This is a genomic window from Streptomyces sp. NRRL F-5122, assembly GCF_001507435.1.
Classification (GTDB): Bacteria; Actinomycetota; Actinomycetes; order Streptomycetales; family Streptomycetaceae; genus Streptomyces; species Streptomyces lannensis.
The window spans coordinates 57557-84204 of record NZ_LMWH01000254.1; the positions used below are offsets into that span (position 1 = coordinate 57557).

25 protein-coding genes are annotated in these 26648 nt (G+C 70.5%); 16 read left to right on the plus strand and 9 right to left on the minus strand.

Translation table 11 applies throughout. From position 1 onward, the window contains the following. Nucleotides 1-47: 47 nt before the first annotated feature. The 5 genes from fasR to fabF all read left to right on the plus strand — a co-directional run bounded on the left by fasR (nt 48) and on the right by fabF (nt 5051). On the plus strand, nt 48-1253 hold the full coding sequence (gene fasR, locus ADL25_RS32170) for a fatty acid biosynthesis transcriptional regulator FasR (protein WP_059131413.1): 1206 nt from the start codon (nt 48-50) through the stop codon (nt 1251-1253). An 89-nt stretch (nt 1254-1342) separates the two neighbouring features. Continuing rightward, nucleotides 1343-2257, plus strand: a complete 915-nt coding sequence (locus ADL25_RS32175) for an ACP S-malonyltransferase (protein WP_059131414.1) — start codon at nt 1343-1345, stop codon at nt 2255-2257. 16 nt (nt 2258-2273) lie between these two features. Further along, nucleotides 2274-3305 carry a ketoacyl-ACP synthase III gene (locus ADL25_RS32180; RefSeq protein ID WP_059131415.1) on the plus strand — a complete coding sequence of 344 codons (1032 nt, stop codon included), beginning with the start codon at nt 2274-2276 and terminating at the stop codon, nt 3303-3305. A gap of 103 nt (nt 3306-3408) precedes the next feature. After that, nucleotides 3409-3657 carry an acyl carrier protein gene (locus ADL25_RS32185; protein WP_043440034.1) on the plus strand — a complete coding sequence of 83 codons (249 nt, stop codon included), beginning with the start codon at nt 3409-3411 and terminating at the stop codon, nt 3655-3657. 122 nt (nt 3658-3779) lie between these two features. After that, nucleotides 3780-5051 (plus strand): beta-ketoacyl-ACP synthase II, encoded by a 1272-nt coding sequence (fabF, locus tag ADL25_RS32190; protein WP_059131416.1) that lies wholly within the window; start codon nt 3780-3782, stop codon nt 5049-5051. An 86-nt stretch (nt 5052-5137) separates the two neighbouring features. Here fabF and ADL25_RS32195 read toward each other — a convergent pair whose 3' ends face one another. Continuing rightward, nucleotides 5138-5632: a DUF3145 domain-containing protein gene (locus ADL25_RS32195; RefSeq protein WP_059131417.1), complete on the minus strand. Its 495-nt coding sequence runs from the start codon at nt 5630-5632 to the stop codon at nt 5138-5140. Between the two features lie 240 nt (nt 5633-5872). On the opposite strand from ADL25_RS32195, the gene ADL25_RS32200 reads away from it, so the two are divergent. Both ADL25_RS32200 and ADL25_RS32205 read left to right on the plus strand, forming a co-directional pair. Next, complete coding sequence (locus ADL25_RS32200; protein WP_059131418.1) at nt 5873-6775, plus strand: SGNH/GDSL hydrolase family protein; 903 nt, start codon at nt 5873-5875, stop codon at nt 6773-6775. Nucleotides 6776-6785: 10 nt separating this feature from the next. Beyond that, the gene (locus ADL25_RS32205; protein WP_059131419.1) at nt 6786-7796 is read left to right on the plus strand and encodes an aldose epimerase family protein; all 1011 of its coding nucleotides are present in this window, start codon (nt 6786-6788) and stop codon (nt 7794-7796) included. A gap of 76 nt (nt 7797-7872) precedes the next feature. On the opposite strand, the gene ADL25_RS32210 is transcribed toward ADL25_RS32205, so the two are convergent. Then, on the minus strand, nt 7873-10329 hold the full coding sequence (locus tag ADL25_RS32210) for a beta-glucosidase H (protein WP_059131420.1): 2457 nt from the start codon (nt 10327-10329) through the stop codon (nt 7873-7875). 102 nt (nt 10330-10431) lie between these two features. Between ADL25_RS32210 and ADL25_RS32215 the strand changes: the two genes are divergently transcribed. Together ADL25_RS32215 and ADL25_RS32220 are read left to right on the plus strand one after the other, a co-directional pair. Continuing rightward, nucleotides 10432-11010, plus strand: a complete 579-nt coding sequence (locus ADL25_RS32215; RefSeq protein ID WP_059131421.1) for a TetR/AcrR family transcriptional regulator — start codon at nt 10432-10434, stop codon at nt 11008-11010. A gap of 148 nt (nt 11011-11158) precedes the next feature. Next, complete coding sequence (locus ADL25_RS32220; RefSeq protein ID WP_059131422.1) at nt 11159-12424, plus strand: hypothetical protein; 1266 nt, start codon at nt 11159-11161, stop codon at nt 12422-12424. On the opposite strand, the gene ADL25_RS32225 is transcribed toward ADL25_RS32220, so the two are convergent. Next, nucleotides 12411-13202: an EI24 domain-containing protein gene (locus tag ADL25_RS32225; protein ID WP_059131423.1), complete on the minus strand. Its 792-nt coding sequence runs from the start codon at nt 13200-13202 to the stop codon at nt 12411-12413. The genes ADL25_RS32220 and ADL25_RS32225 overlap by 14 nt on opposite strands. Nucleotides 13203-13521: 319 nt before the next feature. On the opposite strand from ADL25_RS32225, the gene ADL25_RS32230 reads away from it, so the two are divergent. Together ADL25_RS32230 and ADL25_RS32235 are read left to right on the plus strand one after the other, a co-directional pair. Beyond that, a complete protein-coding gene (locus ADL25_RS32230) occupies nt 13522-14133 on the plus strand; it encodes a tetratricopeptide repeat protein (protein WP_147317907.1) in 612 nt (203 codons plus the stop codon). A 6-nt stretch (nt 14134-14139) separates the two neighbouring features. Next, nucleotides 14140-15414 carry a glycosyltransferase gene (locus tag ADL25_RS32235; RefSeq protein WP_059131425.1) on the plus strand — a complete coding sequence of 425 codons (1275 nt, stop codon included), beginning with the start codon at nt 14140-14142 and terminating at the stop codon, nt 15412-15414. A gap of 119 nt (nt 15415-15533) precedes the next feature. On the opposite strand, the gene rfbD is transcribed toward ADL25_RS32235, so the two are convergent. The 4 genes from rfbD to rfbA form a co-directional block, all read right to left on the minus strand. Further along, nucleotides 15534-16436, minus strand: a complete 903-nt coding sequence (gene rfbD, locus ADL25_RS32240; RefSeq protein WP_059131426.1) for a dTDP-4-dehydrorhamnose reductase — start codon at nt 16434-16436, stop codon at nt 15534-15536. Next, nucleotides 16433-17407: a dTDP-glucose 4,6-dehydratase gene (gene rfbB, locus ADL25_RS32245; RefSeq protein ID WP_059131427.1), complete on the minus strand. Its 975-nt coding sequence runs from the start codon at nt 17405-17407 to the stop codon at nt 16433-16435. Before rfbB ends, rfbD begins: the two co-directional genes overlap by 4 nt. Nucleotides 17408-17537: 130 nt before the next feature. Beyond that, on the minus strand, nt 17538-18167 hold the full coding sequence (locus tag ADL25_RS32250; protein ID WP_059131428.1) for a dTDP-4-dehydrorhamnose 3,5-epimerase family protein: 630 nt from the start codon (nt 18165-18167) through the stop codon (nt 17538-17540). A 50-nt stretch (nt 18168-18217) separates the two neighbouring features. Continuing rightward, entirely contained in the window at nt 18218-19162 is a 945-nt protein-coding gene (rfbA, locus tag ADL25_RS32255) for a glucose-1-phosphate thymidylyltransferase RfbA (protein WP_059131429.1), read from the minus strand. A 405-nt stretch (nt 19163-19567) separates the two neighbouring features. On the opposite strand from rfbA, the gene ADL25_RS32260 reads away from it, so the two are divergent. Further along, nucleotides 19568-20479 carry a collagen-like protein gene (locus ADL25_RS32260; RefSeq protein ID WP_059131430.1) on the plus strand — a complete coding sequence of 304 codons (912 nt, stop codon included), beginning with the start codon at nt 19568-19570 and terminating at the stop codon, nt 20477-20479. Nucleotides 20480-20661: 182 nt separating this feature from the next. On the opposite strand, the gene ADL25_RS32265 is transcribed toward ADL25_RS32260, so the two are convergent. Next, entirely contained in the window at nt 20662-21684 is a 1023-nt protein-coding gene (locus ADL25_RS32265; RefSeq protein ID WP_059131431.1) for an NADP-dependent oxidoreductase, read from the minus strand. A gap of 100 nt (nt 21685-21784) precedes the next feature. On the opposite strand from ADL25_RS32265, the gene ADL25_RS32270 reads away from it, so the two are divergent. Next, entirely contained in the window at nt 21785-22219 is a 435-nt protein-coding gene (locus tag ADL25_RS32270) for a MarR family winged helix-turn-helix transcriptional regulator (protein ID WP_059131432.1), read from the plus strand. A gap of 108 nt (nt 22220-22327) precedes the next feature. On the opposite strand, the gene ADL25_RS32275 is transcribed toward ADL25_RS32270, so the two are convergent. Beyond that, on the minus strand, nt 22328-23089 hold the full coding sequence (locus ADL25_RS32275; protein WP_059131433.1) for an SCO2400 family protein: 762 nt from the start codon (nt 23087-23089) through the stop codon (nt 22328-22330). A 268-nt stretch (nt 23090-23357) separates the two neighbouring features. On the opposite strand from ADL25_RS32275, the gene ADL25_RS32280 reads away from it, so the two are divergent. The 3 genes from ADL25_RS32280 to ADL25_RS32290 all read left to right on the plus strand — a co-directional run bounded on the left by ADL25_RS32280 (nt 23358) and on the right by ADL25_RS32290 (nt 26648). Next, nucleotides 23358-24515 (plus strand): mandelate racemase/muconate lactonizing enzyme family protein, encoded by a 1158-nt coding sequence (locus tag ADL25_RS32280; protein ID WP_059131434.1) that lies wholly within the window; start codon nt 23358-23360, stop codon nt 24513-24515. Next, nucleotides 24512-25516 carry a zinc-dependent alcohol dehydrogenase gene (locus ADL25_RS32285; protein WP_059131435.1) on the plus strand — a complete coding sequence of 335 codons (1005 nt, stop codon included), beginning with the start codon at nt 24512-24514 and terminating at the stop codon, nt 25514-25516. The genes ADL25_RS32280 and ADL25_RS32285 overlap by 4 nt, the downstream gene beginning before the upstream one ends. A gap of 124 nt (nt 25517-25640) precedes the next feature. Then, entirely contained in the window at nt 25641-26648 is a 1008-nt protein-coding gene (locus ADL25_RS32290) for a hypothetical protein (RefSeq protein ID WP_059131436.1), read from the plus strand.

A 26648-nucleotide genomic window follows, 5' to 3' on the forward strand; every position in this document is an offset into this window, starting at 1 on the left:
GGGACCCCCACCGCACGCTCCCGGCCCGATAAGGCAGTCTTGTCCCCGTGCCCGAACCCGAAGCCAGCCACGCAGACCACACGGTACGTTCCGTCCATCCCCACGCCGCGACCCTGAAGCGGCTGGAGAAGTCCTCCGGAAGCCTCGCCGCGCAGGCCATCGCACGCATGGACGAGACCCTGCCGTGGTACCGGGCCATGCCGCCGGAGAACCGCTCCTGGATCGGTCTCGTGGCCCAGGCGGGCATCGCCGCCTTCACCGAGTGGTTCCGGCACCCGGACGCGCCCCAGGCGATCTCCACCGACGTCTTCGGCACCGCGCCGCGCGAACTGACGCGCGCCATCACCCTCCGGCAGACCGTGGAGATGGTGCGGACCACCATCGAGGTGATGGAGTCCGCCATCGACGAGGTGGCCGCTCCGGGCGACGAGTCCGTGCTGCGCGAGGCGCTCCTCGTGTACGCCCGCGAGATCGCCTTCGCCACCGCCCAGGTCTACGCGCAGGCCGCCGAGGCACGCGGTGCCTGGGACGCCCGGCTCGAGTCACTGGTCGTCAACGCCGTGCTCAGCGGCGAGGCCGACGAGGGAGCCGTCAGCCGGGCCGCGGCGCTCGGCTGGAATTCGCCCGAACATGTGTGTGTGGTGCTGGGAACGGCGCCCGACGGTGACAGCGAGTTGACGGTCGAGGCCATCCGGCGGGCCGCACGGCACGCCAAGCTCCAGGTCCTCACAGGGGTGCTGGGCGACCGGCTCGTGGTGATCGCCGGCGGCAGCGACAACCCGCTCGCCGTCGCCAGGTCACTGATCGGCCCGTTCGCCGCCGGGCCCGTGGTCGCCGGCCCCGTCGTACCCGATCTGCTCGCCGCCACCCGCTCCGCGCAGGCCGCCGCCGCGGGCCTCAAGGCGTGTTCCGCCTGGCAGGACGCACCGCGCCCGGTACTGGCGGACGACCTGCTCCCGGAGCGCGCGATCGCGGGTGACCCCAGCGCACGCGAGCAACTGGTGGAGGAGATCTACAGACCGCTGGAGGAGGCGGGCTCCGCGCTTCTGGAAACCCTCAGCGTCTATCTGGAGCAGGCGTCGAGTCTCGAGGGTGCCGCCCGAATGCTGTTCGTTCACCCGAACACCGTGCGCTACCGGCTCCGACGTGTGACTGACGTCACCGGTTGGTCGCCCTCTGATGTACGCTCCGCGTTCACGTTGCGGATCGCGCTGATCCTGGGACGGCTCACCGAGGGGGATTCGCAGACCTAGTCTTTTGTCGGGGGCCCACAAAACCCCCTGCTGTTCTTCGTCCCTGTCCCCACGGGCGGCCGTGGCCGTCTCCAAGAGAGAGTGTGAGAGTGCTCGTACTCGTCGCTCCCGGCCAGGGCGCCCAGACGCCCGGCTTCCTGACTCCCTGGCTCGAACTGCCCGGTGCCGCCGACCGTATCGCCGCGTGGTCGGACGCCATCGGGCTCGACCTCACCCACTACGGCACCCAGGCCGACGCCGATGCCATCCGCGACACCGCCGTGGCCCAGCCGCTGCTGGTCGCCGCCGGTCTGCTGTCCTCCGCGGCACTCGGTGACACGGTCCCCGGTGCCGTCGCGGGCCACAGCGTCGGAGAGATCGCCGCCGCCGTCTTCGCGGGCGTCCTCGACGAGGCGGCGGCCCTGACGCTGGTGCGCCGGCGGGGACTGGCCATGGCCGAGGCCGCCGCCATCACGCCCACGGGCATGTCGGCGCTGCTCGGTGGCGAACCCACGACCACGATCCCGCACCTGGAGCACCTGGGCCTGACCCCGGCGAACGTGAACGGTGCCGGGCAGATCGTCGCCGCCGGCACCCTGGAGCAGCTCGCCGCCCTGGAGGCGGACAAGCCCGAAGGGGTGCGGCGCGTCGTTCCGCTGAAGGTGGCGGGTGCGTTCCACACCCACCACATGGCGCCCGCCGTCGACGCGCTCGCCCGGGCCGCCGAGGCGCTCACGCCCGCCGTGCCGCGGGTCGCGTACGTCTCGAACAAGGACGGACAGGTCGTCGACACCGGGTCCGAGGTGCTCCAGCGCCTGGTCGGCCAGGTCGCCAACCCGGTCCGCTGGGACCTGTGCATGGAGACGTTCGAGAAGCTGGGCGTGACCGCGATGATCGAGGTGTGCCCCGGCGGCACCCTGACCGGCATCGCCAAGCGCGCGCTGCCGGGCGTCGCGACCCTGGCCCTGAAGACCCCCGACGACCTCGACGCGGCGCGCGCCCTCGTAGCCGAGCACAGCGCCTGATTAGGAGCCCCAGAGCATGTCGAAGATCAAGGCACGTAAGGGCGCTCCGTACGCGCGCATCCTCGGAGTGGGCGGCTACCGCCCGGTCCGGGTCGTGCCCAACGAAGTGATCCTGGAGAAGATCGACTCCTCCGACGAGTGGATCCGCTCCCGCTCCGGCATCGAGACCCGCCACTGGGCGAACGACGAGGAGACCGTCGCCGCGATGTCGGTCGAGGCGTCCGGCAAGGCGATCGCCGACGCCGGGATCGCCGCCGAGCAGATCGGCGCGGTCGTCGTCTCCACCGTCTCGCACTTCAGCCAGACCCCGGCGATCGCGACCGAGATCGCCGACAGGCTCGGTACGGACAAGGCCGCCGCCTTCGACATCTCGGCCGGCTGCGCCGGCTTCGGCTACGGTCTCACGCTCGCCAAGGGCATGATCGTCGAGGGGTCGGCCGAGTATGTCCTCGTCATCGGCGTGGAGCGGCTCTCCGACCTGACGGACCTCGAGGACCGTGCCACCGCCTTCCTGTTCGGTGACGGCGCCGGCGCGGTCGTCGTCGGCCCGGCGCAGGAGCCGCACATCGGCCCGACCGTCTGGGGCTCGGAGGGCGACAAGTCCGAGACGATCAAGCAGACCGTGCCGTGGAACGAGTTCAGGCTCGGCGATGTCTCCAAGCTCCCGGTCGACAGCGAGGGCAACGTCAAGTTCCCCGCGATCACCCAGGAGGGTCAGGCGGTCTTCCGCTGGGCCGTGTTCGAGATGGCGAAGGTCGCCCAGCAGGCGCTGGACGCGGCCGGGATCACCGCGGACGACCTGGACGTCTTCATCCCGCACCAGGCCAACGTGCGGATCATCGACTCGATGGTGAAGACTCTCAAGCTGCCGGAGCACGTCACGGTCGCCCGCGACGTGCGCACGACCGGCAACACCTCGGCCGCCTCGATCCCGCTCGCGATGGAGCGGCTCCTGGCGACCGGCGAGGCGAAGAGCGGCGACACCGCGCTCGTCATCGGCTTCGGGGCGGGTCTCGTGTACGCAGCGACGGTCGTTACCCTCCCCTAGGCACTCCGTGCCGGATCATGCGGTCCGGCACGGGAACTGCACACCCCTGCCGCTGACGCGGCGGGCGCCACACCCTCTGGATACATACGAAGGAGCGCCTGACATGGCCGCCACCCAGGAAGAGATCGTCGCCGGTCTCGCCGAGATCGTGAACGAGATCGCCGGGATCCCCACCGAGGACGTCCAGCTGGACAAGTCCTTCACCGACGACCTGGACGTCGACTCGCTGTCCATGGTCGAGGTCGTCGTCGCCGCCGAGGAGCGCTTCGACGTGAAGATCCCCGACGACGACGTCAAGAACCTCAAGACCGTCGGTGACGCCGCCGAGTACATCCTCAAGCACCAGGCCTGATCAACCGATCACCTGGGCAGACGACAGCCCGTTGACGGGCTGCGGCCTGTCCAGCGGGCCGTTGCCCCGCCACCCGGCGGTGGCGCCGCCGAATCCTCGTATACGTTGGAGAAAGAATTCCCGTGAGCTCGACCAATCGCACCGTGGTCGTCACCGGTATCGGCGCAACCACACCGCTGGGTGGCGACGCGGCCTCCACCTGGGAGGGCCTGGTCGCCGGCAAGTCCGGTGTCCGCCTCCTCGAGCATGAGTGGGCCGCCGAGCAGGCGGTCCGCATCGCCGCCGAGATCGCCGTGGAGCCGTCCGAGGTCATCCCACGTCCCCAGGCCCGCCGCCTGGACCGCTCTGCGCAGTTCGCGCTGATCGCCGCCAAGGAGGCGTGGGCGGACGCCGGTTTCACCGACAAGGCCGGTGAGGACCCCGCCGTCGACCCCGACCGCCTCGGCGCGGTCATCGCCTCCGGCATCGGTGGTGTGACGACCCTGCTCGACCAGTACGACGTGCTGAAGGAGAAGGGCGTCCGCCGGGTCTCCCCGCACACCGTGCCGATGCTGATGCCGAACGGCCCGTCCGCCAACGTGGGCCTCGCCGTGGGCGCCCGGGCCGGCGTGCACACCCCGGTCTCCGCCTGCGCGTCGGGCGCCGAGGCCATCGGCTACGCCATCGAGATGATCCGCACCGGCCGCGCCGACGTCGTCGTCGCCGGCGGTACGGAGGCCGCGATCCACCCGCTGCCCATCGCCGCGTTCGGCAACATGATGGCGATGTCCAAGAACAACGACGACCCGCAGGGCGCCTCGCGTCCCTACGACGTCGACCGGGACGGCTTCGTCCTGGGCGAGGGCGCGGGCGTGCTGGTGCTGGAGTCGGCCGAACACGCCGCCAAGCGCGGTGCCCGCGTCTACGCGGAGGCGGTCGGCCAGGGCATCTCCGCCGACGGCCATGACATCGTCCAGCCGGAGCCCGAGGGCCGTGGCATCTCGCACGCCCTGCAGAACCTGCTCGACAACACCGATCTGGACCCGGCCGAGATCGTCCACGTGAACGCGCACGCCACCTCCACTCCGGCCGGTGACGTGGCCGAGTTGAAGGCGCTGCGCAAGGTCTTCGGTGACGACGCCGACCACATGGCGGTCTCCGCGACCAAGTCGATGACCGGTCACCTCCTCGGTGGTGCGGGCGGTGTGGAGTCGGTCGCAACCGTCCTCGCCCTGTACAACCGGATCGCCCCGCCGACCATCAACGTCCGCGAGCTCGACCCCGAGGCCGAGGCCAGTGCCGACATCGTGCGCGGCGAGGCCCGCAAGCTGCCGGTCGAGGGCCGTATCGCGGCGCTGAACGACTCGTTCGGCTTCGGCGGCCACAACGTCGTCCTGGCGTTCCGCACGATCTGACGCGGACCGTCACCCGACACGCTGAAGGGCCCCCACCACCCGGTGGGGGCCCTTCGGACGTCTCAGACGTTGTCGGGTGACGGCCTTCAGACGACCTGGTGGAGCCACCGCACCGGCGCGCCCTCCCCCGCGTACCGGAACGGCTCGAGCTCGTCGTCCCACGGCTTGCCCAGCAGTCTGGCGAGCTCGGCCTCGAGCTCCGTCTCGCCGCGCTGGGAGCGCACCAGTGCGGCGCGCAGCCGGTCCTCGGGGATCAGGATGTCGCCGTGGATGCCGGTGACCGCATGGAAGATGCCGAGGTCGGGGGTGCAGCTGTAGCGCTCGCCCTCCGCGGTCGGGCACGGTTCCGCCGTCACCTCGAAGCGCAGCAGCTGCCAGCCGCGCAGCGCGGAGGCCAGCTTGGACGCCGTGCCGGCCTCGCCCTGCCAGGAGAACTCGGATCTCCAGGTGCCGGGTGCGGCGGGCTGCCGGATCCAGTCGAGGTTGACGCGCGTGCCCAGCACGCCCGCGACCGCCCACTCGACGTGCGGGCACAGTGCGCGTGGCGCGGAGTGCACGTACAGGACTCCACGTGTCGTCACCTGAACCTCCGGGCAGACCGCGACATCTTGTAACTTTACGGAACGGGCGTGGCGGGGCGGCCACGGGGCGAGGCTACCGTGCGGCGGCGCAAGGAGTGTGACGTACCGTCGGTCCCGACGGCACCGAACACCGAGGTTTCACCCAAGGGGACGCGGGACCGACCCAGCGTGTTCGAAGCGCTGCCGAACGACGGCGTCCACCGGCCGGCCGGTGGTGGACCACGAACGAGGGGACCAGGGATGCGGAAGCGAAGCCACCGCTCGCGCGCCGGCGTGGCGCTCGCGGCGGCCGCCGTCCTGGGGCTCGCGGCGTGCGACGCGACCGGCGGCGCGGAGTCGTCTCCCCGGGCCACCACCACTCAGTCGAAGCCGTCCCCGAGGCCCTCGCCGCTCTGGGACCGCTACCCGGGCTCGATCGCCGCGGTGGGCGACTCCATCACCCGTGGTTTCGACGCCTGCACCGTGCTGTCCGACTGCCCCGAGGTGTCGTGGGCGACGGGCAGCGACGCCCACGTCGACAGCCTCGCGGTACGGCTCCTCGGGGCGAACGGGGCCTCGCTCAACAGCTGGAACTTCGCGGTGACCGGGGCCCGGATGTCCGATCTCGCCGCACAGATGGAGCAGGCGGCACAACGGAAGCCGGAGCTGGTGACGGTGATGGCGGGCGCCAACGACGCCTGCCGATCCACCGTCTCCGCGATGACCTCGGTCACCGACTTCCGCGCCCAGTTCAAGGAGGCGATGGACGCGCTGCGCGGGGAGCTGCCCCACGCGCAGGTGTACGTCTCCAGCGTGCCGAACCTGAAGCGGCTGTGGTCGCAGGGCCGCACCAGCCCGATCGGCAAGCAGGTGTGGAAGCTGGGCGTCTGCCCGTCGATGCTGGGCAACGCGGACGCCCTGGACGCCGCGGCCACGGACCGGCGCGCCAAGGTGCAGGCCCGGGTGGAGGCGTACAACAGGGTCCTGAAGGATGTGTGCGGGAAGGACCGGCGGTGCCGCTTCGACGGAAACGCCGTCTTCGACTACCGCTTCGGCACCGACCAGTTGAGCCAGTGGGACTGGTTCCATCCGAGCCGGAACGGCCAGGCGCGGCTGGCGGAGATCGCCTACCGCACCATCACCGCGAAAGACCCGGTGACCTAGGGTTTCCCGCATGAGCGAACTCTTCGGCACACTTCCCGACGGCACACCGGTCCACCGCTGGACGCTGGAGCGGGACGGGGTGCGGGTGCGCATCCTGTCGTACGGCGGGATCGTGCAGTCGGTCCAGGTCCCGGACCGGCGGGGGTCCGAGCTCTCGAGCGGGGCCGGCAGCGGGGAACTCCACCCCGCGGAGATGGTCCTGGGCTTCCCGGACCTCGAGGGCTACCTCGCCCACCCCGAGCCGTTCCTGGGGGCGCTGATCGGGCGTTACGCCAACCGCATCGGGGGCGCCCGCTTCCCGCTGGACGGCCGTACCTGCACGCTCGAGCCGAACGACGGACCGAACTCGCTGCACGGCGGTTCGCGGGGCTTCGACAAGCGCGTGTGGGACGTGGAGCCGGTCGAGCACGGCGTACGGCTGTCCCGGGTCGGCGCGGACGGCGAGGAGGGCTTTCCGGGCCGCCTCGAGGTCTCCGCGACGTACTCCCTCGGACCGGGCGGTGCGCTCCGGATCGCGTACGAGGCGGTCACTGACGCGCCGACCGTCGTCAACATGACCAGCCACTCGTACTGGAACCTGGCCGGTTCGGGGCACACGGGCGGGCACGAGCTGCGGATCTCGGCCTCGCGCATCACTCCGGTGGACGAGGAGCTGATCCCGACGGGCGAGCTCCGGAAGGTGGCCGGCACCCGCTTCGACTTCCGGACGCCACGCAAGGCGGGTCCGGGGTACGACCACAACTTCGTTCTGGACAAGGGCGTGACCGCCGCGCCCGAGCAGGTGGCCGAGCTGTGCGACCCGGCGTCCGGGCGGGTGCTCACCGTCGCCACGACCGAGCCCGGTCTCCAGCTCTACACCGGGGACCACCTCGGTGCCCCGTTCGCACCGGGCGACGGGATCGCACTGGAGACGCAGCACTTCCCGGACTCCCCGAACCGCCCGGAGTTCCCGAGCACGGTGCTGCGGCCGGGAGAGCTCTACCGCTCGCAGACGGTGTACGGCTTCGGCACCCGCGACTAGCGCCGCAGTACGCCACGAGCCCCGGTCCAGGGGTCAGGTCCCGGACCGGGGCTGCTCGTGGAGGGCTTCTCCCGGGTCAGACGTTAATCGTCACCGTGACGCGGCGGTCCGCGATCGAGCGCCCTGCCGCAACCTCGTACGAACCCTTCACAAACGACCACACGTTCGAAACCTGGTCCCAGATCTCGAAGCCCCGCCGCGGTAGCTCCACGACCACGTCGACGCTCTCCCCGGGGGCCGCCTCGACGCCCGCGAAACCGGCCAGCCGGCGCACCGGGCGCAGGGAGTCCGGCTCGGCCGGGCCCAGATAGACCTGGACGACCTCGCGCCCCGGCCGTGAGCCCGCGTTGCGGACGCGGACCTTGACCGTCGTGCCTTCGACCTCGATCGACTCGTACGCCCAGTCGGTGTAGCCGAGGCCGTGGCCGAAGGGGTACGAGGGCTCCCGGCCCGCCCTCTCCCAGGCGCGGTACCCGATGAACACGCCCTCGGTGTAGTGGAGTTCGCCGTCCTGTGGAACCACCTCGGTGACCGGGGTGTCCTGGAGCGGCCCCCAGGTGGTGGGCAGCCGGCCGCCGGGCTCATGGGCGCCGGTGAGGACGTCGGCGAGCGCGGCGCCGCCCTCCTGGCCGGGGAACCAGCTCAGCAGCACGGCCGCGACGTCGTCACGCCACGGCAGCTCCACCGGGGATCCCGAGTTGACGACCACGACGGTGTTCGGGTTGACGGCGGCGACGGCGTGCACCAGGTCGTCCTGCCGTCCGGGGAGCCGGAGGTCCGTGCGGTCGAATCCCTCGGACTCCACGCGCTCGGTGGTGGCGACCACGACGACGGCGGTGTCGGCGTCGCGGGCTGCCTCGACCGCCTCGGCGATCAGCTCGTCGGGGTCGCGTTGCGGCTCCTGGTGGGCCAGCGTGAATCCGACGACCTTCATCGGGATGCGGTCGGGGAACTCGACCACATGGGTGAGGGAGACCTCGACCGTCGTCCCGGCGGTGAGTTCGACCCGGGCGCGCGGCACCGGCGCGCCGGACAGCGCCTCGAAGGGGTTGCCCTCGACGGCGGGGCGCTGGACGTCGTCGTAGTGGGTCGTTCCGTCGACGACGAGGCGGAAGGCGCCGACGCCCTTGACGCCGAAGATGTGCGGGCCGGATTCGCGGGGCGTCAACGTTCCGGTGAGTTCGACGCTGTGCAGGGCCTCGTGGGTGACACCCTCGGGGAGGTCGGAACCCATCCACTGGATGTGCCCGGTGGGCGCGGACCCGGTGCCGAGGACGTTCCCCTCGGCGTCACGGCAGACCGCCCGCAGCGAGAAGCCCTGGCCGGCAACGTCGAGTTCGGTGGCCGGGTCGGCACCGACGGCATACCTCAGGCTGCCCTCGGGGAGGGCGGCGGTCAGACCGTCGAGCGGCGAGACGATCCGGGGCGGGAAGACCGTCGCGGAGCCGCCGCCGAGCACACGGGCGTCGCGGGCCGCGGCACCGATCAGGGCGAGGGTGCCGTGCGGCCGCAGCGGGAGCGCGGCGTTCTCGTTGCGCACGAGCACGAAGGAGCGGCGGGCCGTCTCACGGGCCAGGGCCTCGCCGTCGACCTGCTCGGGAGGACGGGTCACCACGGGTTCGGCGCCCTCCAGGATGCCGACGCGGGCGGCGAGCCGGAGGACGTTGCGCACGGCGTCGTCGACCCTGGCCTCCTCGACCTGTCCGTCGCGCACGGCCCGGGCCAGGGCCTCGCCGTACACGGTGCGCGGACCGGGCATGGCGACATCAAGACCGCCCTCGACGGCGCCGGCGGTCGAGCGGGCCGCCGTCCAGTCGGATACGTTGAAACCGTCGAAGCCCCACTCGCCGCGCAGGACCTCGTCCACCAGGCGGCCGTGCTCTGTCATCGTCGTGCCGTTGACCGTGTTGTAGGCGGTCATGATGCCCCACGGCCGGGCGCCGGTGACGATGGCCTCGAAGGGCGCGAGGTACAGCTCGCGCAGGGTGCGTTCGTCCACGACGTTGTTCACGGTGAAGCGATCGGTCTCGGCGTCGTTGGCGACGAAGTGCTTGACCGTGGTGCCGACACCGCCGGACTGCACCCCCTGGACGTATCCGGTGCCGATCCGTCCGGTCAGGTACGGGTCCTCGCTGTAGGCCTCGAAGTGCCGGCCGCCCAGCGGGGAGCGGTGCAGGTTGACCGTGGGCGCGAGAAGGACGTGGACGCCCTTGCGGCGGGCCTCCTGGGCGAGGAGGACACCGGCGCGGTGGGCCAGGCCGGGGTCCCAGGTGGCGGCGAGGGCGGTCGGGGAGGGCAGCGCGACGGACGGGTCGTCGGACGTCCAGCGCACTCCGCGGACGCCGATCGGGCCGTCGGACATCACCAGCGACTTCAGGCCGATCTCCGGGAGGGCGGGAAGGGACCACATGTCCTGGCCGGCCAGCAGCCGGGCCTTCGCGTCCAGCCCGAGCTTGCCGAGGGCCGCCTCGACCACGGCCTCACGCGCCTCGTCCTGCGGGGTCTTCGCTGTCCTGGCTGCCGTCCTCGCCATGCGGCACCTCCTAGTCGAAAGCCATCGGCGGTCTCCATCGTGCACCCGATCCCTGTGGAGCGGTAGGTTTTGTTATCCCGCCGCAATATGACGAGGGGTCGCATGCCGTACGGTGACGCCATGACGGCCCGGGCCAGGAACGAGGAGCGGCGCGCCGAGATCGTGCGCGCCGCCCTGGAGGTGATCGCCGAACGCGGCTACCGCGGCGCGAGCATGGCCGCCGTCGCCGAGCGGGTGGGCCTGACCCAGCAGGGGCTGCTGCACTACTTCCCGACGAAGGACACACTGCTGGTCGCGGTGCTCAAGGAACGCGACCAGTGGGACGCCGTCCCGGACGGCCGCTGGCGTCTGGAACTGCTCGCCGCCCTCGTGGAGTACAACGCGATGCGGCCCGGCATAGTGCAGACGTTCTCGGCCCTGCTCGGCGAGAGCGTCACCGAGGGGCATCCCGCGCGCGGCTACTTCACCGAGCGGTACCGCGATGTGCGGTCGAGCATGGCGGCGACGCTCCGCTCCGAGTACGGGGACCGGCTGCCGAGCGGCCTGACCCCGGAGCGCGCCGCGCCCCTGCTGGTGGCGGTGATGGACGGCTTGCAGTACCAGTGGCTGCTCGACCCGGACTCGGTGGACATGCCGGCGGCGTTCCGGGACTTCCTGGTGCTCCTCGGCGAGGCGGAGTAGGGGGCACCCCCCTCACGTCCGGCCTGCGCGGCGCGCGGCGGCTCCGCCGCACCGGCTCCCGCCCCATGGCATCCACCGCTTCCCTCACGCGATACTGCGACGGTCCGGCACCACGCACCCCACTGCGATCGGAAGGACCTGAATTCCCTTGATCTCCCAAAGTGTTCGGCTCGGCGTCCTGGGACTGACCCTGCTCGCGGGACTGGCTGTCCCGCAGACCGCGACCGCCGGCCCGGCCCCCACCACGACCGTCGAGGAACAGCGGCTCGACGGCGCGGTTCCGCAAGAGATCCTCAGGCGATCCGGATTCGCCTCCGTCGCCCCCGAGTTCGCCCGGGCACTGGCGAGGAGCCGCTCCTACGCACAGGCCGAGCGCGTCGTCACCCGGCAGGGATCACGGCTGTGGCAGCGGGCCGTCGACCGGGCGCAGGGGCGAGGGCCGCTGGGCGGGGACCTGAGCCGGGACGACGACCGGCCGCTGTACTGGGCACGACTGGCGATGACCCGGGAAGTACGGTCCTGGGAACCGCGCTTCGGCCTGTCCGACGGCCGACGCGCGAGGCTGCTGTCGGAACTGGAGACCACCTCACGCGGTCAGGACAGCGTCCGGTACCCGCACGGCGGGGGTGTGAAGCGGATCCTGCTCACCGGGTTCGACCCGTTCACGCTGGACCGGGACATCCGGATCTCGAACCCCTCGGGGGCCGGCGCGCTCGCGCTGGACGGCACCACGGTCCGGACGGCGGACGGTCCCGCGCGCATCGAGACCATGGTGTTCCCCGTGCGCTGGCAGGACTTCGCCGACATGACGGTGGAGCGGTCGCTGCGCCCGTACCTGCCGAAGGTCGACCTGTTCACGACCGTGAGTCAGGGCAGGGTCGGCCGCTTCGACGTCGAGCGGACCAACGGGGCCTGGCGGGGCGGCTTCCCGGACAACAACAACGTCAGCAGCACCGGCACGGTCCCGGTCGCCCAGCCGGCGACACAGCCTCAGTGGACGTCGACGACCCTTCCGTATCGTGCGATCGTCGCGTCGGACACCGGCCGCTTCCCCGTCTACGACCACACGGAGGTCACCGAGATCCCGGCGGGCGGCACCACTGCCGTCGTACGGGCGGACGGGCCGACCCCGGGTTCGACGGCGCGGGCAGGAGGCGGCGGCGACTATCTCTCCAACGAGATCGCCTACCGGGCGACGCTGCTGCGGGACCGGCTCGGACTGCACGGGACTCTGCCCGGCGGGCACGTGCACACACCGGTCCTGCAGTTCGGGGCGGGGAACACGGATCCCGCGACGGGGACGGTCACCGACCCCGAGTTCGTACGGAACCGGGTCGACATCATCGCGCAGGTCCGGGCGATCGTGACGGTGGCGGCGAACTCCGTCTCCGGACCCGGCCTCAGGCGGGGGTGACCTGCTCCCCCTCAGTTTCCCGCTCCCCGGCCGTCTCCTCACCGAGCAGGTCGCGGGCCAGCAGCGTGGCGCCCGCGACCGCGCCCGGCATCAGGAACACGGCGACGAACGGGACGAGGAAGGCAAGGCCGAGCGGCGTGCCGAAACCCCAGACGAGCAGCTTGCGGGAGCGCAACAGCGCGAGGCGCTCCCGCAGTTCCACCCCGCGGCGCTGAAGGGCGATGGCGGTGAGTTCCTCGGTGAGGAAGAAGCCGGTGACGAAGAAGCCGATCACGGGCACGACGGTCTGGCCGACGAACGGAACGAAGCCGAGAGCGAAGAGGAGAACGCCCCAGACCATGGCGCGGACGAGGATGCGGGCGCTGTCCCGGATCGATATCCACAGTTCGCGGTGGAGCGGCAGACCGGACTGCGGGGCCGTGCCGTCCGGCGAGACGTCGCGGTCGACCGTTTCCGAGAGGCTTTCGTAGAACGGCTGACCGACGACGAGGGTGACGGCGGTGAAGGTGAGCACGGCCAGCAGCAGGGCGAGTGCGAAGAGCACGGCCGTGAGGAAGCCGCGGAAGAGGCCGAGCCAAGGGCTCGGCCAGCCGTCGGCGAACGGCGTCGCCCAGGTCACGGCGTCCTCGCCCCACACGGCCAGGGCGAACAGCGCCGCCGCGTACAGGACGAGGGTTATCAGCCCCGGCAGCAGGCCGATGCCGTACTGCCTGCCGTGCCGGGCCACCCATCGCTGACCCGACAGAAGACGACCGAATCCCACCCCGAGATCACGCATGGGGAGGACTTTACCGAGACGCCCGCACGGCCCCGCGCGGGTGTCAGGGCAGTAGGGGCCGGACCGCGGCGATATGAACCGGCACCTTTGCTAATGACCCTTTAATACAACGGAATTCACGGTCCGATATCACTCCGCCCGCTCTGAATACGTACGTTCGGGTGGTCTGCGGCAGTTGATCACCTACGACAGATGACGACATATCGGGCGCATCGTTACCTTGGCCGCCATGACGACCGCCGAAATCCATCACACCCGGCGTCGTCCACCGGGCTCCTCACGCAGCCGGATCCCATCCCGACTCCCTGAGATGTGACAAGTGAAAAGATTGTGGACAGGCGTCGGCGCAGCGGTCGCGGTCGCCGCAGGAACGGCCACCTGGGCCATCATGTCGCAGCCGGCCAAGGCTCCGGAGGCCAAGCCCGACGATGCGCCCCGTACCGCACTCAAGGCCGACGCGCTCATGCAGGCAGGTCTGTTGCAGGTGCAGTACCAGGACTTCGACGGTGCGAAAGCCACCTTCAAACGCGTCCTGGAGTTGGACCCGCACAACAAACTCGCCTGGTACAACATGGGCGTCGTGGCCGAGAGAGAGGGCCGACGAGCCGATGCCCTCAAGGCGTACGACTCGGCTCTGAAGGCCGACTCGTCGTTCACGTCGGCTCTTTTCAACAAGGCCCTGCTGCTGAAGAAAAGTGACCCCGACCGGGCGCTCGAGCTGCTGCAGCGGGCCGTATCCGTCAACCCGAAGGCCTCCACCGCCTATTTCCAGATCGGCGAGACGATGGCCATCAAGGGCCTCGACAAAAAGGCACAGGACGCGTATCAGCACGCCGTCGACCTCGACCCTTCCCTGCGCTCCCAAGTACCGAAGCCCTTCAAGGACTCCGTCGAAGCCGGCTCCGAATCCAACGAGACCTCAGGCAGGTAGCCCCAGATGACGTCGAATGCGACACCCAGGTTCTCCGTCTTCACCCCCAGCCACCGGCCGAGCTTCCTGGACGAGTGCCTGGCGACGCTGCAGGCGCAGTCCTGCTCGGACTGGGAGTGGATCGTCCTGCTCAACAACGGGGCTCGCTGGCGACCCGAACGGCCCGACGAGCGGGTCCGCGTGGAGATCGCGGACGACGTCAGGGGCGTCGGGGCCGCGAAGCGCAGGGCCTGCGAACTCGCCTGCGGCGAGATCCTCGTGGAACTCGACCACGACGACCTGCTGGCCAGGGACTGCCTCGCCGAGATCGGCAAGGCGTTCGACGAGCACCCGGACGTCGTCTTCGTCTACAGCAACACCGCCCAGATCACCGAGGACGGCGGACGGGACGACTCCCGCTTCAACGAGACGTACGGCTGGAAGTACGAGGAGGTGGACGTCGACGGCCGGCGGCTGCTGGCGGCCAAGACCATGGCACCGACGCCGCACAACGTCTCGTACATCTGGTACGCGCCCAATCATGTGCGCTCGTTCCGGAGGGACGTCTACGAGAAGGTCGGCGGCTACGACGCCACCCGCACGGTGCTGGACGACCAGGACATGATGTCCCGGCTCTTCCAGGCCGGCGACTTCCACCACATCGAGCGCTGCCTCTACCTCCAGCGCATGCACGGCGCGAACACCCAGCGCGACAAGGAGATCAACGCGCACATCCAGCGCGAGACGGTCGCCCTCTACGACAAGTACATCGAGGCCAACGCCCTCGCCTGGACCCAGCGCCGCGGGCTGGTGGCGCTCGACCTCGGCGCGGCCCACCGCAAGCCGCCGGGCTACCTGGGAGTGGACCAGCACCCGGGAGACGGCGTCGACTTCGTGGCGACGCTGCCCGACAGACTGGACCTGCCGGACGCCTCCGTCGGTCTGATCCGGGCGGTGGACTTCCTCGAGCACGTGCCCGCCAAGGTGCCGCTGATCAACGAGCTGTACCGGCTCCTCGCGCCGGGCGGCATGCTGCTGACCATGACGCCCAGCTCCGACGGACGCGGCGCCTACCAGGACCCCACGCATGTGGCGTTCTACAACGAGAACTCGTTCTGGTACTACACCGACAACCAGTACCGGGCGTTCGTCCCCGAGATCGAGGCGCGCTTCCAGAGCTCCCGGCTGGTGACGTACTTCCCGACCGAGTGGCACTCCGCGAACAACATCTCCTATGTCGTGGCGAACCTCATCGCCATGAAGGAGGGCGCGGTGCGCAACGGCGGGCCGCTGCTCGTCTGAGAGGGATGGCGCCCGCTCTGCCCGGCACCGCTCGGGCAGGGCGGGCGCCATGCGTCCACCGCGTGTCAGGGCGCGTCCGCCGGCTTCGCCCGGACCGACGGACCGACGGGCTCGCCCGGTCAGCCCGGGATACGGGCCGCGGCGGCCAGTTCCGCGAACCGGGACGTGTCCAGGGCCGCCGACAGCTGCTCCTGCCAGCGGGGCTGGCAGGGGACACCGGCGCGCGGCCAGGCGCCGTGCCCCAGCACCCCGAACGCCGGACGGACGGCTGGCCGCGGGAAGGCCTCCGAACCGACCGGGCGGATGCGCTCGGGGTCGAGGCCGCTGAGCCGGTAGGTCTCCCGGGCCAGTCCGAACCAGGTCGTCCGGCCGGCGGCCGTACCGTGGTAGATGCCCGCCGGCGCCCGGCCGGCCAGTGCGGCGCGGCCGAGCGCGGCCAACTGCCGGGCGAGGGCACCGGACCAGGTGGGCTGGCCGAACTGGTCCGCGACCACGTCCAGGGTCTCGCGCCGGCCCGCGAGTTCGAGCATGGTGGCCACGAAGTTGCGCCCGTGCGTCCCGTAGAGCCAGGCGGTGCGTACCGTGTAGCCGGTGCGGGGCAGCAGCTTGGCCACCGCCCGCTCCCCCACCAGTTTGCCCCGGCCGTACGCGTTGAGCGGGCCGGTCCGGGCGTCCTCGGTGTAGGGATACCCCGCGTCGCCGCTGAAGACGTAGTCGGTGGAGACATGCAGCAGGACGGCCCCCGCGTCCGCGCAGGCGCTCGCGAGATGGCGCACAGCGGCGCCGTTGACGGCGGTCGCGGCCTCCTCCTCCTGCTCGGCACGGTCGACGTCCGTCCACGCGGCGCAGTTGACGACCACGTGGTGCCCGGCGACGGCCGCGCGCACGGCCTCAGGGTCGGTGATGTCGAGCCCACTGCGCGTCCGTGCGGTCACCTCGGCGTCGGGATCGGCGGCGAGCTCCGTCAGCACGTCCCGGCCGAGCATCCCGCCCGCGCCGGTCACCAGCCACTTCATCGTCATCCCCACTCCCCCCTGATCTTGAGCGGCTCCCACCAGGAGCGGTTGTCCCGGTACCAGGCGACCGTGGCCGCCAGCCCCTCCGCGAACGGGAATCGGGGCGCGTAGCCGAGCTGTTCGCGGATCTTGCTGTCGTCCAGCGAGTAGCGCAGATCGTGGCCCTTGCGGTCGGGCACGTACGTGACCCGGTCCCAGTCGGCCCCGACGGCGTCCAGCAGCAGTCCGGTGAGCTTGTGGTTGCTCACCTCCGTCCCGCCGCCGATGTTGTAGACCTCCCCGGACCTCCCGCCGCGCAGAACCAGTTCGATGCCCTGGCAGTGGTCCGAGACGTGCAGCCAGTCGCGGATGTGGCGGCCGTCCCCGTACAGGGGGACGTTCTTCCCGTCGAGCAGGTTGGTGATGAACAGCGGAACGACCTTCTCGGGGAACTGGTGGGGCCCGTAGTTGTTGGTGCACCGGGTCACGACCACGTCCATGCCGTGGGTGCGGTGGCAGGCGAGTACAAGGAGGTCGGCCGCGGCCTTCGACGCGGAATAGGGGGAGTTGGGCGCGAGCGGCCACTCCTCGGTCCACGACCCCTCGCTGATCGAGCCGTACACCTCGTCCGTCGAGACCTGGAGGAACCGGCCGACACGGTGCCGGAGCGCCGCGTCCAGCAGTACCTGGGTGCCGACGACGTTGGTGTGGACGAAGGGCCCGGCCCCCGTGATCGACCGGTCCACGTGCGACTCGGCAGCGAAGTGCACGACCGCGTCCTGACCCGCCGTCACCTGGTCGACCACATCGGGATCGCAGACGTCGCCGCGCACGAAGCGGTAACCGGGATGCCGGGCCACGGAGGCGAGATTCTCCTCGACCCCGGAATAGGTGAGTTTGTCCAGAACCGTGACATGTGCCGTCGGATCGGAATTCAGCCACCTCCGGACGAATTCCGAACCGATGAAGCCGGCCCCGCCGGTCACAAGGATGCGCATGGTTCTCCGATGCTCTGACGTGCCGGAACTACGGCCGGGAGACTGCTTGTTCTTGATGAGGCCGGAATGTGGGACGACGGCGCCCCGAGCCCCGGTGACGCCGGGACCCGGGCACCGCTCGGGGTTCGCTTCACGCCGGCGACACCGCAACCGGGTGTTCGTCCGGCCGGGCCTTCAGGCGCTGCCGATATGCGACGCACTCCGCATAGGAGGGCAGCAGGCCCTCCCGCTCGGCCTCCGCCAGGGTGGGAGCCGCGGCGTCCTTGTCGGAGAGTTCGGGACCGAGATCCGTGGGCCATTCGATCGCCAGCGCCGGGTCGAGGGGGTGGACGCCGAACTCCCGCTGCGGCGCATATCCCTCGGAACAGAGGTAGACCACGGTGGAGCCCTCCTCCAGCGCCATGAAGGCGTGGCCCAGACCCTCCGAGAGGTAGACGGCCCGGTGCTCCTGGTCGTCCAGCCGGACCGCCTCCCACCTGCCGAAGGTCGGGGAGCCGGTACGGATGTCCACGACCACGTCGAGCACCGCTCCACTGATGCACGTCACGTACTTGGCCTGCCCCGGCGGAACCGACGCGTAGTGGATGCCGCGGAGAGCGCCGCGCATGGACCGGGAGCAGTTCGCCTGCTCCAGACGCAGTGCGTGACCGGTCGCCTCGCGGAACCGGTCGGCCCTGAACCACTCATGGAAGCGGCCCCTCCGGTCCGTGAACGCCCGGGGCGTGTCCACCCAGGCCCCTTCGATGCCAAGCGGTCTCACCCGATGCTTTCCTTCCACAGACGACACATGCGGCCGAGTCCCGGCCGCCGTCACTTGACCGCGAGGGACTGCGCCCGGAACGGCTCCCCCTGGCGCGGGCCGCTGCCGCGCTGCGGCACGACGGTGCACCATTCGTCGTCGAGCAGCCCCAGCAGGTACTGGCCGTATCCGCTCTTGAGGAGCGGCCGGGCAAGTTCGCGCAGCTGGTCGTCGTCGATCAGTCCGACCCGCCAGACCGCCTCCTCGACACAGCCGACCTTGAGACCCTGGCGCTCCTCGATCACCCGGACGAACTCCGAGGCCTGCACCATGGACGTGAAGGTCCCCGTGTCCAGCCAGGCGGTGCCCCGGTCGAGCCGGGTGACGCGGAGTTCCCCGGCGTCGAGGTAGACGCGATTGAGGTCCGTGATCTCCAACTCGCCACGTGCGCTGGGCCGCAGCCGGCGGGCGATCTCCACGACCCGGCTGTCGTAGAAGTACAGCCCGGGCACGGCGTACGGGGATCTCGGCCGGGCGGGCTTCTCCTCGACGGAGAGCGCACGGCCCTGCTCGTCGAACTCGACCACACCGTAGGCCGACGGGTTTGCGACCTGGTAGGCGAACACCTGGCCGCCGCGCATCCCGTCCTCGTGCGCCAACCGGGCGCCGAGGCCCGATCCATGGAAGATGTTGTCACCCAGGATCAGCGCGACGGATTCGTCCCCGATGAATTCGGAGCCCAGCAGAAAGGCCTGGGCGATGCCCTCGGGGCGCTCCTGCGTCACATAGTCGATGCGCAGACCCAACTGGCTTCCGTCGCCGAGCAGCGAGCGGAACTGCTCCTGATCGCCCGGGGTCGTGATGACGAGGATTTCACTCACCCCCGCCAACACCAGTGTGGAAAGCGGGTAATAGACCATGGGCTTGTCGAACACCGGCAGAAGCTGTTTGGAAACGGATCGGGTCAGCGGCCAGAGTCGCGAGCCGGTGCCGCCTGCCAGCAGAATTCCACGCATGGCGTCACCATAGAGGAGCCTGACGCATCTTCAATACGCTGACACGAGCCGCAATTTGCGGTCGGGCAAGCCTTTTTGGATACCAATTCCTCCGTCATCCGGCCCAAGAGTGCAGCCGAATGAGCGGCAGTTTCCCGTTACTCCACCCTGCCACTCGGGTGATCTTGTCCGTCCGGTGCGGGCCGCGAATGAGCCAGACCTGATCGTCTGTGAACAATGACGCCGTCCGTAACTCTCCACGAACGCCGCACAAACACACCATTCGATCGCATTGCCGTCGCCCGCAGGGAAGGCCATGAGTCTTCTCCGGGCGCCTGGTGTTTCCGCGGCGACCACGCGGGCTCCTCGGCCTGCCTCGCACGGCGGCCACGGCCCACTCCAAGTTTCTTCACGGAAGGATGTCCGGTGAACCGTAAAACCATCGGTCGCAACCGGGTGAGAACCGTCACCCTGGTTTCGGCAGGCACCCTCGCTGCGGTGCTCAACGTGGTCCCGAGCACTGTGGCCATCGCCGATGCCGTCCAGCGCTCGGGCTCCCAGCACAGCCTGGGGCTGCCGGGACCGAACGGTGCTACGACGGTCAGGGCCAACGACCGCGACCGCGGCCCACAGGGTCCACGCGGCGAACGCGGTGACCGCGGCGAGCCAGGTCCGCGCGGCTTCCAGGGCCCCCAGGGCGTACCGGGTATTCGGGGCCCGCAGGGCGTCCCCGGTGTCGGCATCCAGGGGCCCCAGGGCACACAGGGAGCACAGGGAGCCTTCGGCGGCCCTCAGGGAACACAGGGAGCGCAGGGCGTTCCGGGAACGCAGGGAGCACAGGGCGTTGCGGGAACACAGGGTTCCCAGGGTGCCACCGGCGTACCGGGAACGCAGGGCACCGCAGGAACACAGGGCCCGCAGGGCGTACCGGGAACACAGGGCGTACCGGGAACACAGGGCGTACCGGGAACACAGGGCACCACAGGAACACAGGGCCCGCAGGGCACCGCGGGAACACAGGGCGTACCGGGAACACAAGGCCCGCAGGGCGACCTGGGCGGGGCGATTCTGAACACCTACGTCATCAAGGGCGACAACGCCGTCGGGTTGGGCGTGCAGTCGACCGCCCAGTGTTTGGACGACGATTCCGCCACCGGTGGCGGCTACATCGCCACCGGTGTCCTGGCACCGCTCAATGTCACCGCCAACAATCCGGTGCCCGTGGGCGTGGGCACTCAGTCCGGCCCAGCCACCGGATGGCAGACCACGGCATCCGCCACCGTCCTCGGCGGAGGGTTCCAGGCCTACGTGATCTGCCACGTCCAGCCCGCGCCGTAGCCGCTGGTAAGCAGCTCACCCGACTGGGCCGTCGTCGCAGTCCTTCTGCGGCGGCGGCCCGCCTTGTGCCCGTCGCGACGGACACAAGGCGGGAAGCCGGAGGGCCGCACCCCACGTCCAAGGGTGCGGCCCCGTCGTGTCGAACGACCCTGATCCGGCAGGCGTCACGGTGAAATCGCCCGTCAGAGCTTGACGATCATCTTCCCGATGTTGTCACCGCGCAGGACACCGAAGAACGCCTCCAGATTGTTCTCGATGCCCTCGACCACGGTCTCGCGGTACTTGAGCTCGCCGGAGCGGACCCAGGGGCCGACCTCCTGGACGAACTGCGGCTGCAGGTCGTAGTGGTCCCCGACCAGGAAGCCCTCGATGCGGCCGCGGGTCTGGATCAGGCGGGCGAGGTTCCTCGGACCCGGGGAGGGCTCGGTGTCGTTGTAGACGGAGATCATGCCGCAGACGGCGACGCGGCCGCCCCGGTTGAGGGATCCGACGGCCGCCTCCAGGTGCTCACCGCCGACGTTGTCGAAGTACACGTCGACGCCGTCGGGGGCGGCCTCGCGCAGCTGCCGGCTCACGGGCCCGTTCTTGTAGTTGAAGGCCGCGTCGAAGCCGTACTCCTCGACCAGGAGCTTGACCTTCTCGTCGGATCCGGCCGAGCCGATGACCCGCGAGGCGCCCTTCAGCTTGGCGATCTGACCCACCTGGCTGCCGACGGCTCCGGCCGCACCCGACACGAAGACGGAGTCGCCCTCCTTGAACGCCGCGGTCCGCAGCAGACCGGCGTACGCGGTGAGCCCCGTCATGCCCAGCACACCCAGGTACGTGGACAGCGGCGCAGCGTCGGCGTCGACCTTGACGACCTGCGCCGCGTCCACAACGGCGTACTCGCGCCAGCCGAGGAAGTGCAGCACATGGTCGCCGGCCTCGATCCCCTCGGCGCGGGAGACGACGACCTCGCCGACCGCACCGCCCTGCATCGGCCGGTTCAGCTCGTACGGCGCGGCATACGACTTGGCGGCGCTCATACGGCCGCGCATGTACGGGTCGACGGACACATACGTGTTCCGGACCAGGACCTGGCCCTCGCCCGGCTGCGGGAGCTCCGCCTCGACGAGGGCGAAGTCCTCGGCGTCGGGCCAGCCGACCGGGCGGCTGAGCAGATGCCATTCACGGCTGACGGCGGGGAGGGTGGGGGTGTCGCTCATGGCGCCTCTCGTCAGGGTTGCGATCCGAATACTTCAGTACCTGAAACAACCATGCTCCTGAATATTTCAGGCTGTCAAGTAAAGAGGTAGCCTGGACCGCATGGCCACGCAGAAGACACCCCGCATAGACCCGCTGACCCTGGAGGTCGTGGAACTGATCGGTGCGGTCGTGGCCCGCTACCACGAGGAGTACGAGGAGGCGGCGGCCGAGCACGCGCTGACCGGGGCCCAGGCACGACTGCTGAGCCTGCTGTCGCTGGAGCCGCTGCCGATGCGGCGGCTCGCGCAGAAGCTGAAGTGCGAGCCGTCCAACGTCACCGGGATCGTGGACCGGCTGGAGGCGCGGGGGCTCGTGGAACGGCGCCCGGACCCGGCGGACCGCCGCGTGAAGCTGGCGGCGGCGACGGAGGAGGGCAGCCGGCTGGCGCGCGGGCTGCGTGATTCGCTGAACTTCGCCCGGGAGCCCCTGGCGGGGCTGTCGGACGACGAACGTCTGTCGCTGCGGGACCTGCTGCACCGGATGCTGGAGGCATAGCACGGTCCCGGGAGGAGTTCGGCCCGCGGCGCACCGCGGCCTCTGCCGCACCTCCCCCCGTACACCGGACGGAGCGTGCGGCCCCCGGATGCGCGCCTCACACAGGTACTACGTGCACCACCACAGGAAACGGTTGCAGGTTTTCGTGGGCTTCGGGTGCGGAGTCGGGCTCGACGACGGAGGACGGCTCGACGGAGCCGAACTAGGCGCGGACGACGGCGTGATCGAGGGGGCCGGGTTCGAGCGGGGCGGAAGGCTCGTCGCGGTCGCCGACGGCGTGGCCGCGTCGGTCTCCTTGCCCTTGTCCTTCTTGTCCTTGGCGGACTCCGAGGCCGACGGAGACACGGAGATCGAGGAGGAAGGCGAGGCCGCACCCCCGGCACCGCCGTCGGACGGCGTGGCGCTCTCCTTCGCGGCGGCACCGCCGTCCGCCGTCTCGTCCCCGGCGGCCGCGGTCTTGGGGGTGGTCCCGGGTGCCTCTATGCCGAGTTCGGCGAGGCTCAGCGCGCCCGCGGCCAGCAGCAGTCCGGCACCCACGAACAGCACGCGCCTACGGCGCCGCCGATGGGCCGCGGCCTTGCGGTCGCGACGACCCGACCGCCCGACTGAGGCGTCGTCGGCGTCGTCGGAGGGCCCGCGCCGCTGCGACCGTCGCCGGCTCTGCGCCCGCCCGGACGCTCCCGGCTCGTCCTCGTCCGGCGGTTCGGCTCCGTCGGAGCTGTCGTATCCCTGATCGTCGTCGCGGCCGTCGGCATGCGCGTCGGCCGCATCCGCGCGGGCGTACGCGCGTAGTTCGTCGACCGGCGTGCCGCACCCCGGGCAGGCGAGGGCGCCGTTGAGGTGCCTTCGGCACGGGTGGCAGTAGTCCATGACGCGGGAAGACTAAGTTCCTCGCAGGTAACGTTCCTAGGGGCAGCTGTGAAAGTTGTGTGCGGAATCGCTCGTTACGGTGTGGCAAGTTGAACACGGCGTGCGACGCGGTTGCCGAAACCCTTGCCGAAACCGTTATGCGCACAGCCCATTGACACCCCCGCCGCCCCCTCCTTACTGTCACGCCAGCATTTCGAACGCGTGACGAAATTTCGAACAGACCGCCTGGGCCGACGAATCACCGACGACGCAGCAAGGGGCAACTGCCGTGCGCATCACCGGAATCAGCACACACGTGGTCGGGACGCCGTGGCGCAACCTGACATACGTCCAGGTGCACACCGACGAGGGCATCACCGGAGTCGGCGAGACCCGGATGCTGGGCCACACCGACGCGCTGATCGGCTATCTGCGGGAGGCGGAGGCCAACCACATTCTCGGTTCCGATCCGTTCGCCGTGGAAGACCTCGTACGGCGGATGAAGTACGGCGACTACGGACGCGCGGGCGAGATCGTCATGTCCGGTATCGCGGTCGTCGAGATGGCCTGCTGGGACATCAAGGGCAAAGCCCTCGGCGTCCCCGTCTGGCAGCTCCTCGGCGGAAAGGTCACCGACCGGGTCAAGGCGTACGCCAACGGGTGGTACACCACCGAGCGGACCCCGGACGCGTATCACAAGGCCGCCCAGGAGGTCGTGGCCCGCGGCTACAAGGCCCTGAAGATCGACCCGTTCGGCACCGGACACTTCGAGCTCGACCACGACCGGACCCTCTACTCCGTCTCCCTCATCGAGGCGGTGCGGGATGCCATCGGGCCCGACACCGAGCTGATGCTGGAGATGCACGGCCGCTTCTCCCCCGCCACCGCCGTCCGGCTGGCCCGCGAGCTCGCGCCCTTCGAGCCGGCCTGGCTGGAGGAGCCGGTGCCGCCGGAGAACCTCAAGGCGCTGGAGAAGGTGGCCGGGAAGGTGGACCTGCCGGTAGCCACCGGTGAGCGGATCCACGACCGCATCGAGTTCCGCGAGTTGTTCGAGAGCCAGGCCGTCGACATCATCCAGCCGGACGTCGGCCACATCGGCGGCATCTGGGAGACCCGGAAGCTGGCCGCGACCGCCGAGACCCACTACATGCTGGTGGCCCCGCACAACGTGGGCGGGTCCGTCCTCACCGCGGCCTCCCTCCAGGTCGGCTTCACCACCCCGAACTTCAAGATCCTCGAGCACTTCAACGACTTCGCGGACGCGGAGATCAAGAAGGTGGTCAAGGGCGCGCCCGAGGTCGTCGACGGCTACTTCCACCTCTCCGACGCCCCTGGGCTGGGCGTCGAGCTGGACATCGACGCCGCGGCCGAATTCCCCCAGCAGCAGGCCCGGTTCGACCTGTGGGCCGACGGCTGGGAGCAGCGCAAGCCCAAGGGGACGAAGTGAGCACCGCGGTCGTCGTCGAGGCACCGGGCGCGCACCGGCTGGTACCCCACGACCCCGTCGCGCCGGGACCCGGCGAGGCGCTGGTGGGCGTGCATACCGTCGGCATCTGCGGCAGCGACCGCGAGGTGTACCAGGGCAACCGGCCCGAGGGGTACGTCCGTTACCCCCTCACCCCGGGCCACGAGTGGTCGGGCACGGTCCAGGCGGTCGGTGCCGGGGTGCCCGAGGGCCTGGTCGGCCGCAAGGTGGTCGGGGAGGGCTTCCGCAACTGCCAGGTCTGCGACCGCTGCCACGCCGGTGAGACCACTTTGTGCACCGCCGGCTACGAGGAGACCGGCTTCACCCGGCCGGGCGCCATGGCCGCCACGCTCACACTGCCGGCCCGGCTGCTGCACGTGCTGCCGGACGACGCGGACCTGACGGCCGCGGCCCTCCTGGAGCCCGCCGCCTGCGTCGCGGCCGCCGCGCTGAAGGTGAACGCCCGGCCCGGCGAGCGGGTCGCGGTCGTCGGCACCGGCACGCTCGGCATGTTCGCCGTGCAGTTCCTGAAGGCCGCCTCCCCTGCCGAACTGCTGGTGGTCGGTTCCGGGACCGACCGCGAGGCGCTGTCCCGGCGGTTCGGGGCCACCGGCTTCCGCACCAAGGACCAGGAACTCACCCCCGACTTCGACGTCGTCGTCGAGACCGCCGGGTCAGCGTCCGCCGCGCGCACCGCGGCCTCCCTGCTCAGGCGCGGCGGACGCCTGGTCCTCACCGGCATCCCGGCGCCGGGCGCCGAGGGCCTCGACCCCACCGATCTCGTCGTACGGCAGCTGGAGGTGCACACCGCGTTCGGGGCGCCGCCGGACGCCTGGGCGCACGCGGTACGGGTCTTCGGCGCCGGACTGCTCGATCCGTTGCCGCTGGTCACCCACGAGTTGCCCCTCGCCGAGTTCTCCCAGGCCATCGAGCTGGTGGGAGCCGGCGATCCGAAGGTCGGCAAGGTCCTGCTGCGACCGTGACGTCTCCCGGACCGTGCGCCGGTACGGAGTCACCTGACGTGCTCCGTGCCGGCGTACCACCACAAGTTTCTTCACACCCAGAGTCGCGAACCTTGTCCGAAATACCGAACATGAAGGACGCCCTGTGACCCACCCCGCTACGGCAGCCCGCAGGCCCGGTGAGCAGGTCCTCGCCGCGCTCGGCCTCGGCGCGCCCGCTCTCTCCCCCGCCGACGCCTCCCCTCACACCTTCCCCGGAGGCGGCCGCTGGCGCACCGAGATCCCCTCGTGCGAGGGCCCCGAGGCACTGGCGGTGGTCCTCAAGGAGTCCTCCAGGCTGGACGTGCCCATCCACCGCATCAGCCAAGGCAGCGGCGTATGGATGCTGACCGATTCCGAGATCACCGAGATGGTCGAGGCCACCGGTGAACGCGACATCGAGCTGTGTCTGTTCACGGGGCCGCGCGGCACCTGGGACACCGGCGCCTCCGTACGCTCGGACTCACGCGGGGCGGGGCTGCGCGCCCGCGGCCACGACGCCGTCGCCGGCTGTGTCGAGGACGCCGTGCGGGCCACCGAACTGGGCGTCAAGTGCCTGCTCGTGGCCGACGAGGGCGTGCTGTGGACCCTGCACCGGGCACGCACGGCGGGCATCATCCCGGCCGACACCACCCTCAAGGTGTCCGCGCTCATCGGTCCGGTCAACCCGGCGTCGTACGCCGTCTTCGAGCACCTCGGCGCCGACTCCGTGAACGTGCCGAGTGATCTGACGCTCGATCATCTGACGGAGATCCGGCGGGTCTCCGCCGCTCCCATGGACATGTACATCGAGGCCCCCGACGACCTCGGAGGCTATGTGCGGATGTACGAGGTCGCCGAGCTCATCCGGCGCGGCGCACCGCTGTATCTGAAGTTCGGTCTGTCCAGGGCACCCGGGATCTACCCGTACGGCACCCATCTGCGGGACCTGACCCTGGACACCGCCCGGGAGCGGGTGCGGCGCGGCCGGCTCGCTCTCGACCTGCTCGCCCGGCACGGCGCGGACGGCGACATGGCGCCGCTCGGCTCCCGGCTGCCCGGCTCGTTGCATCGCTTCCCCACCGGCGACCGACCGCCGGCCACCCCTCTCAACGACGAGAAGAACAAGGACTGA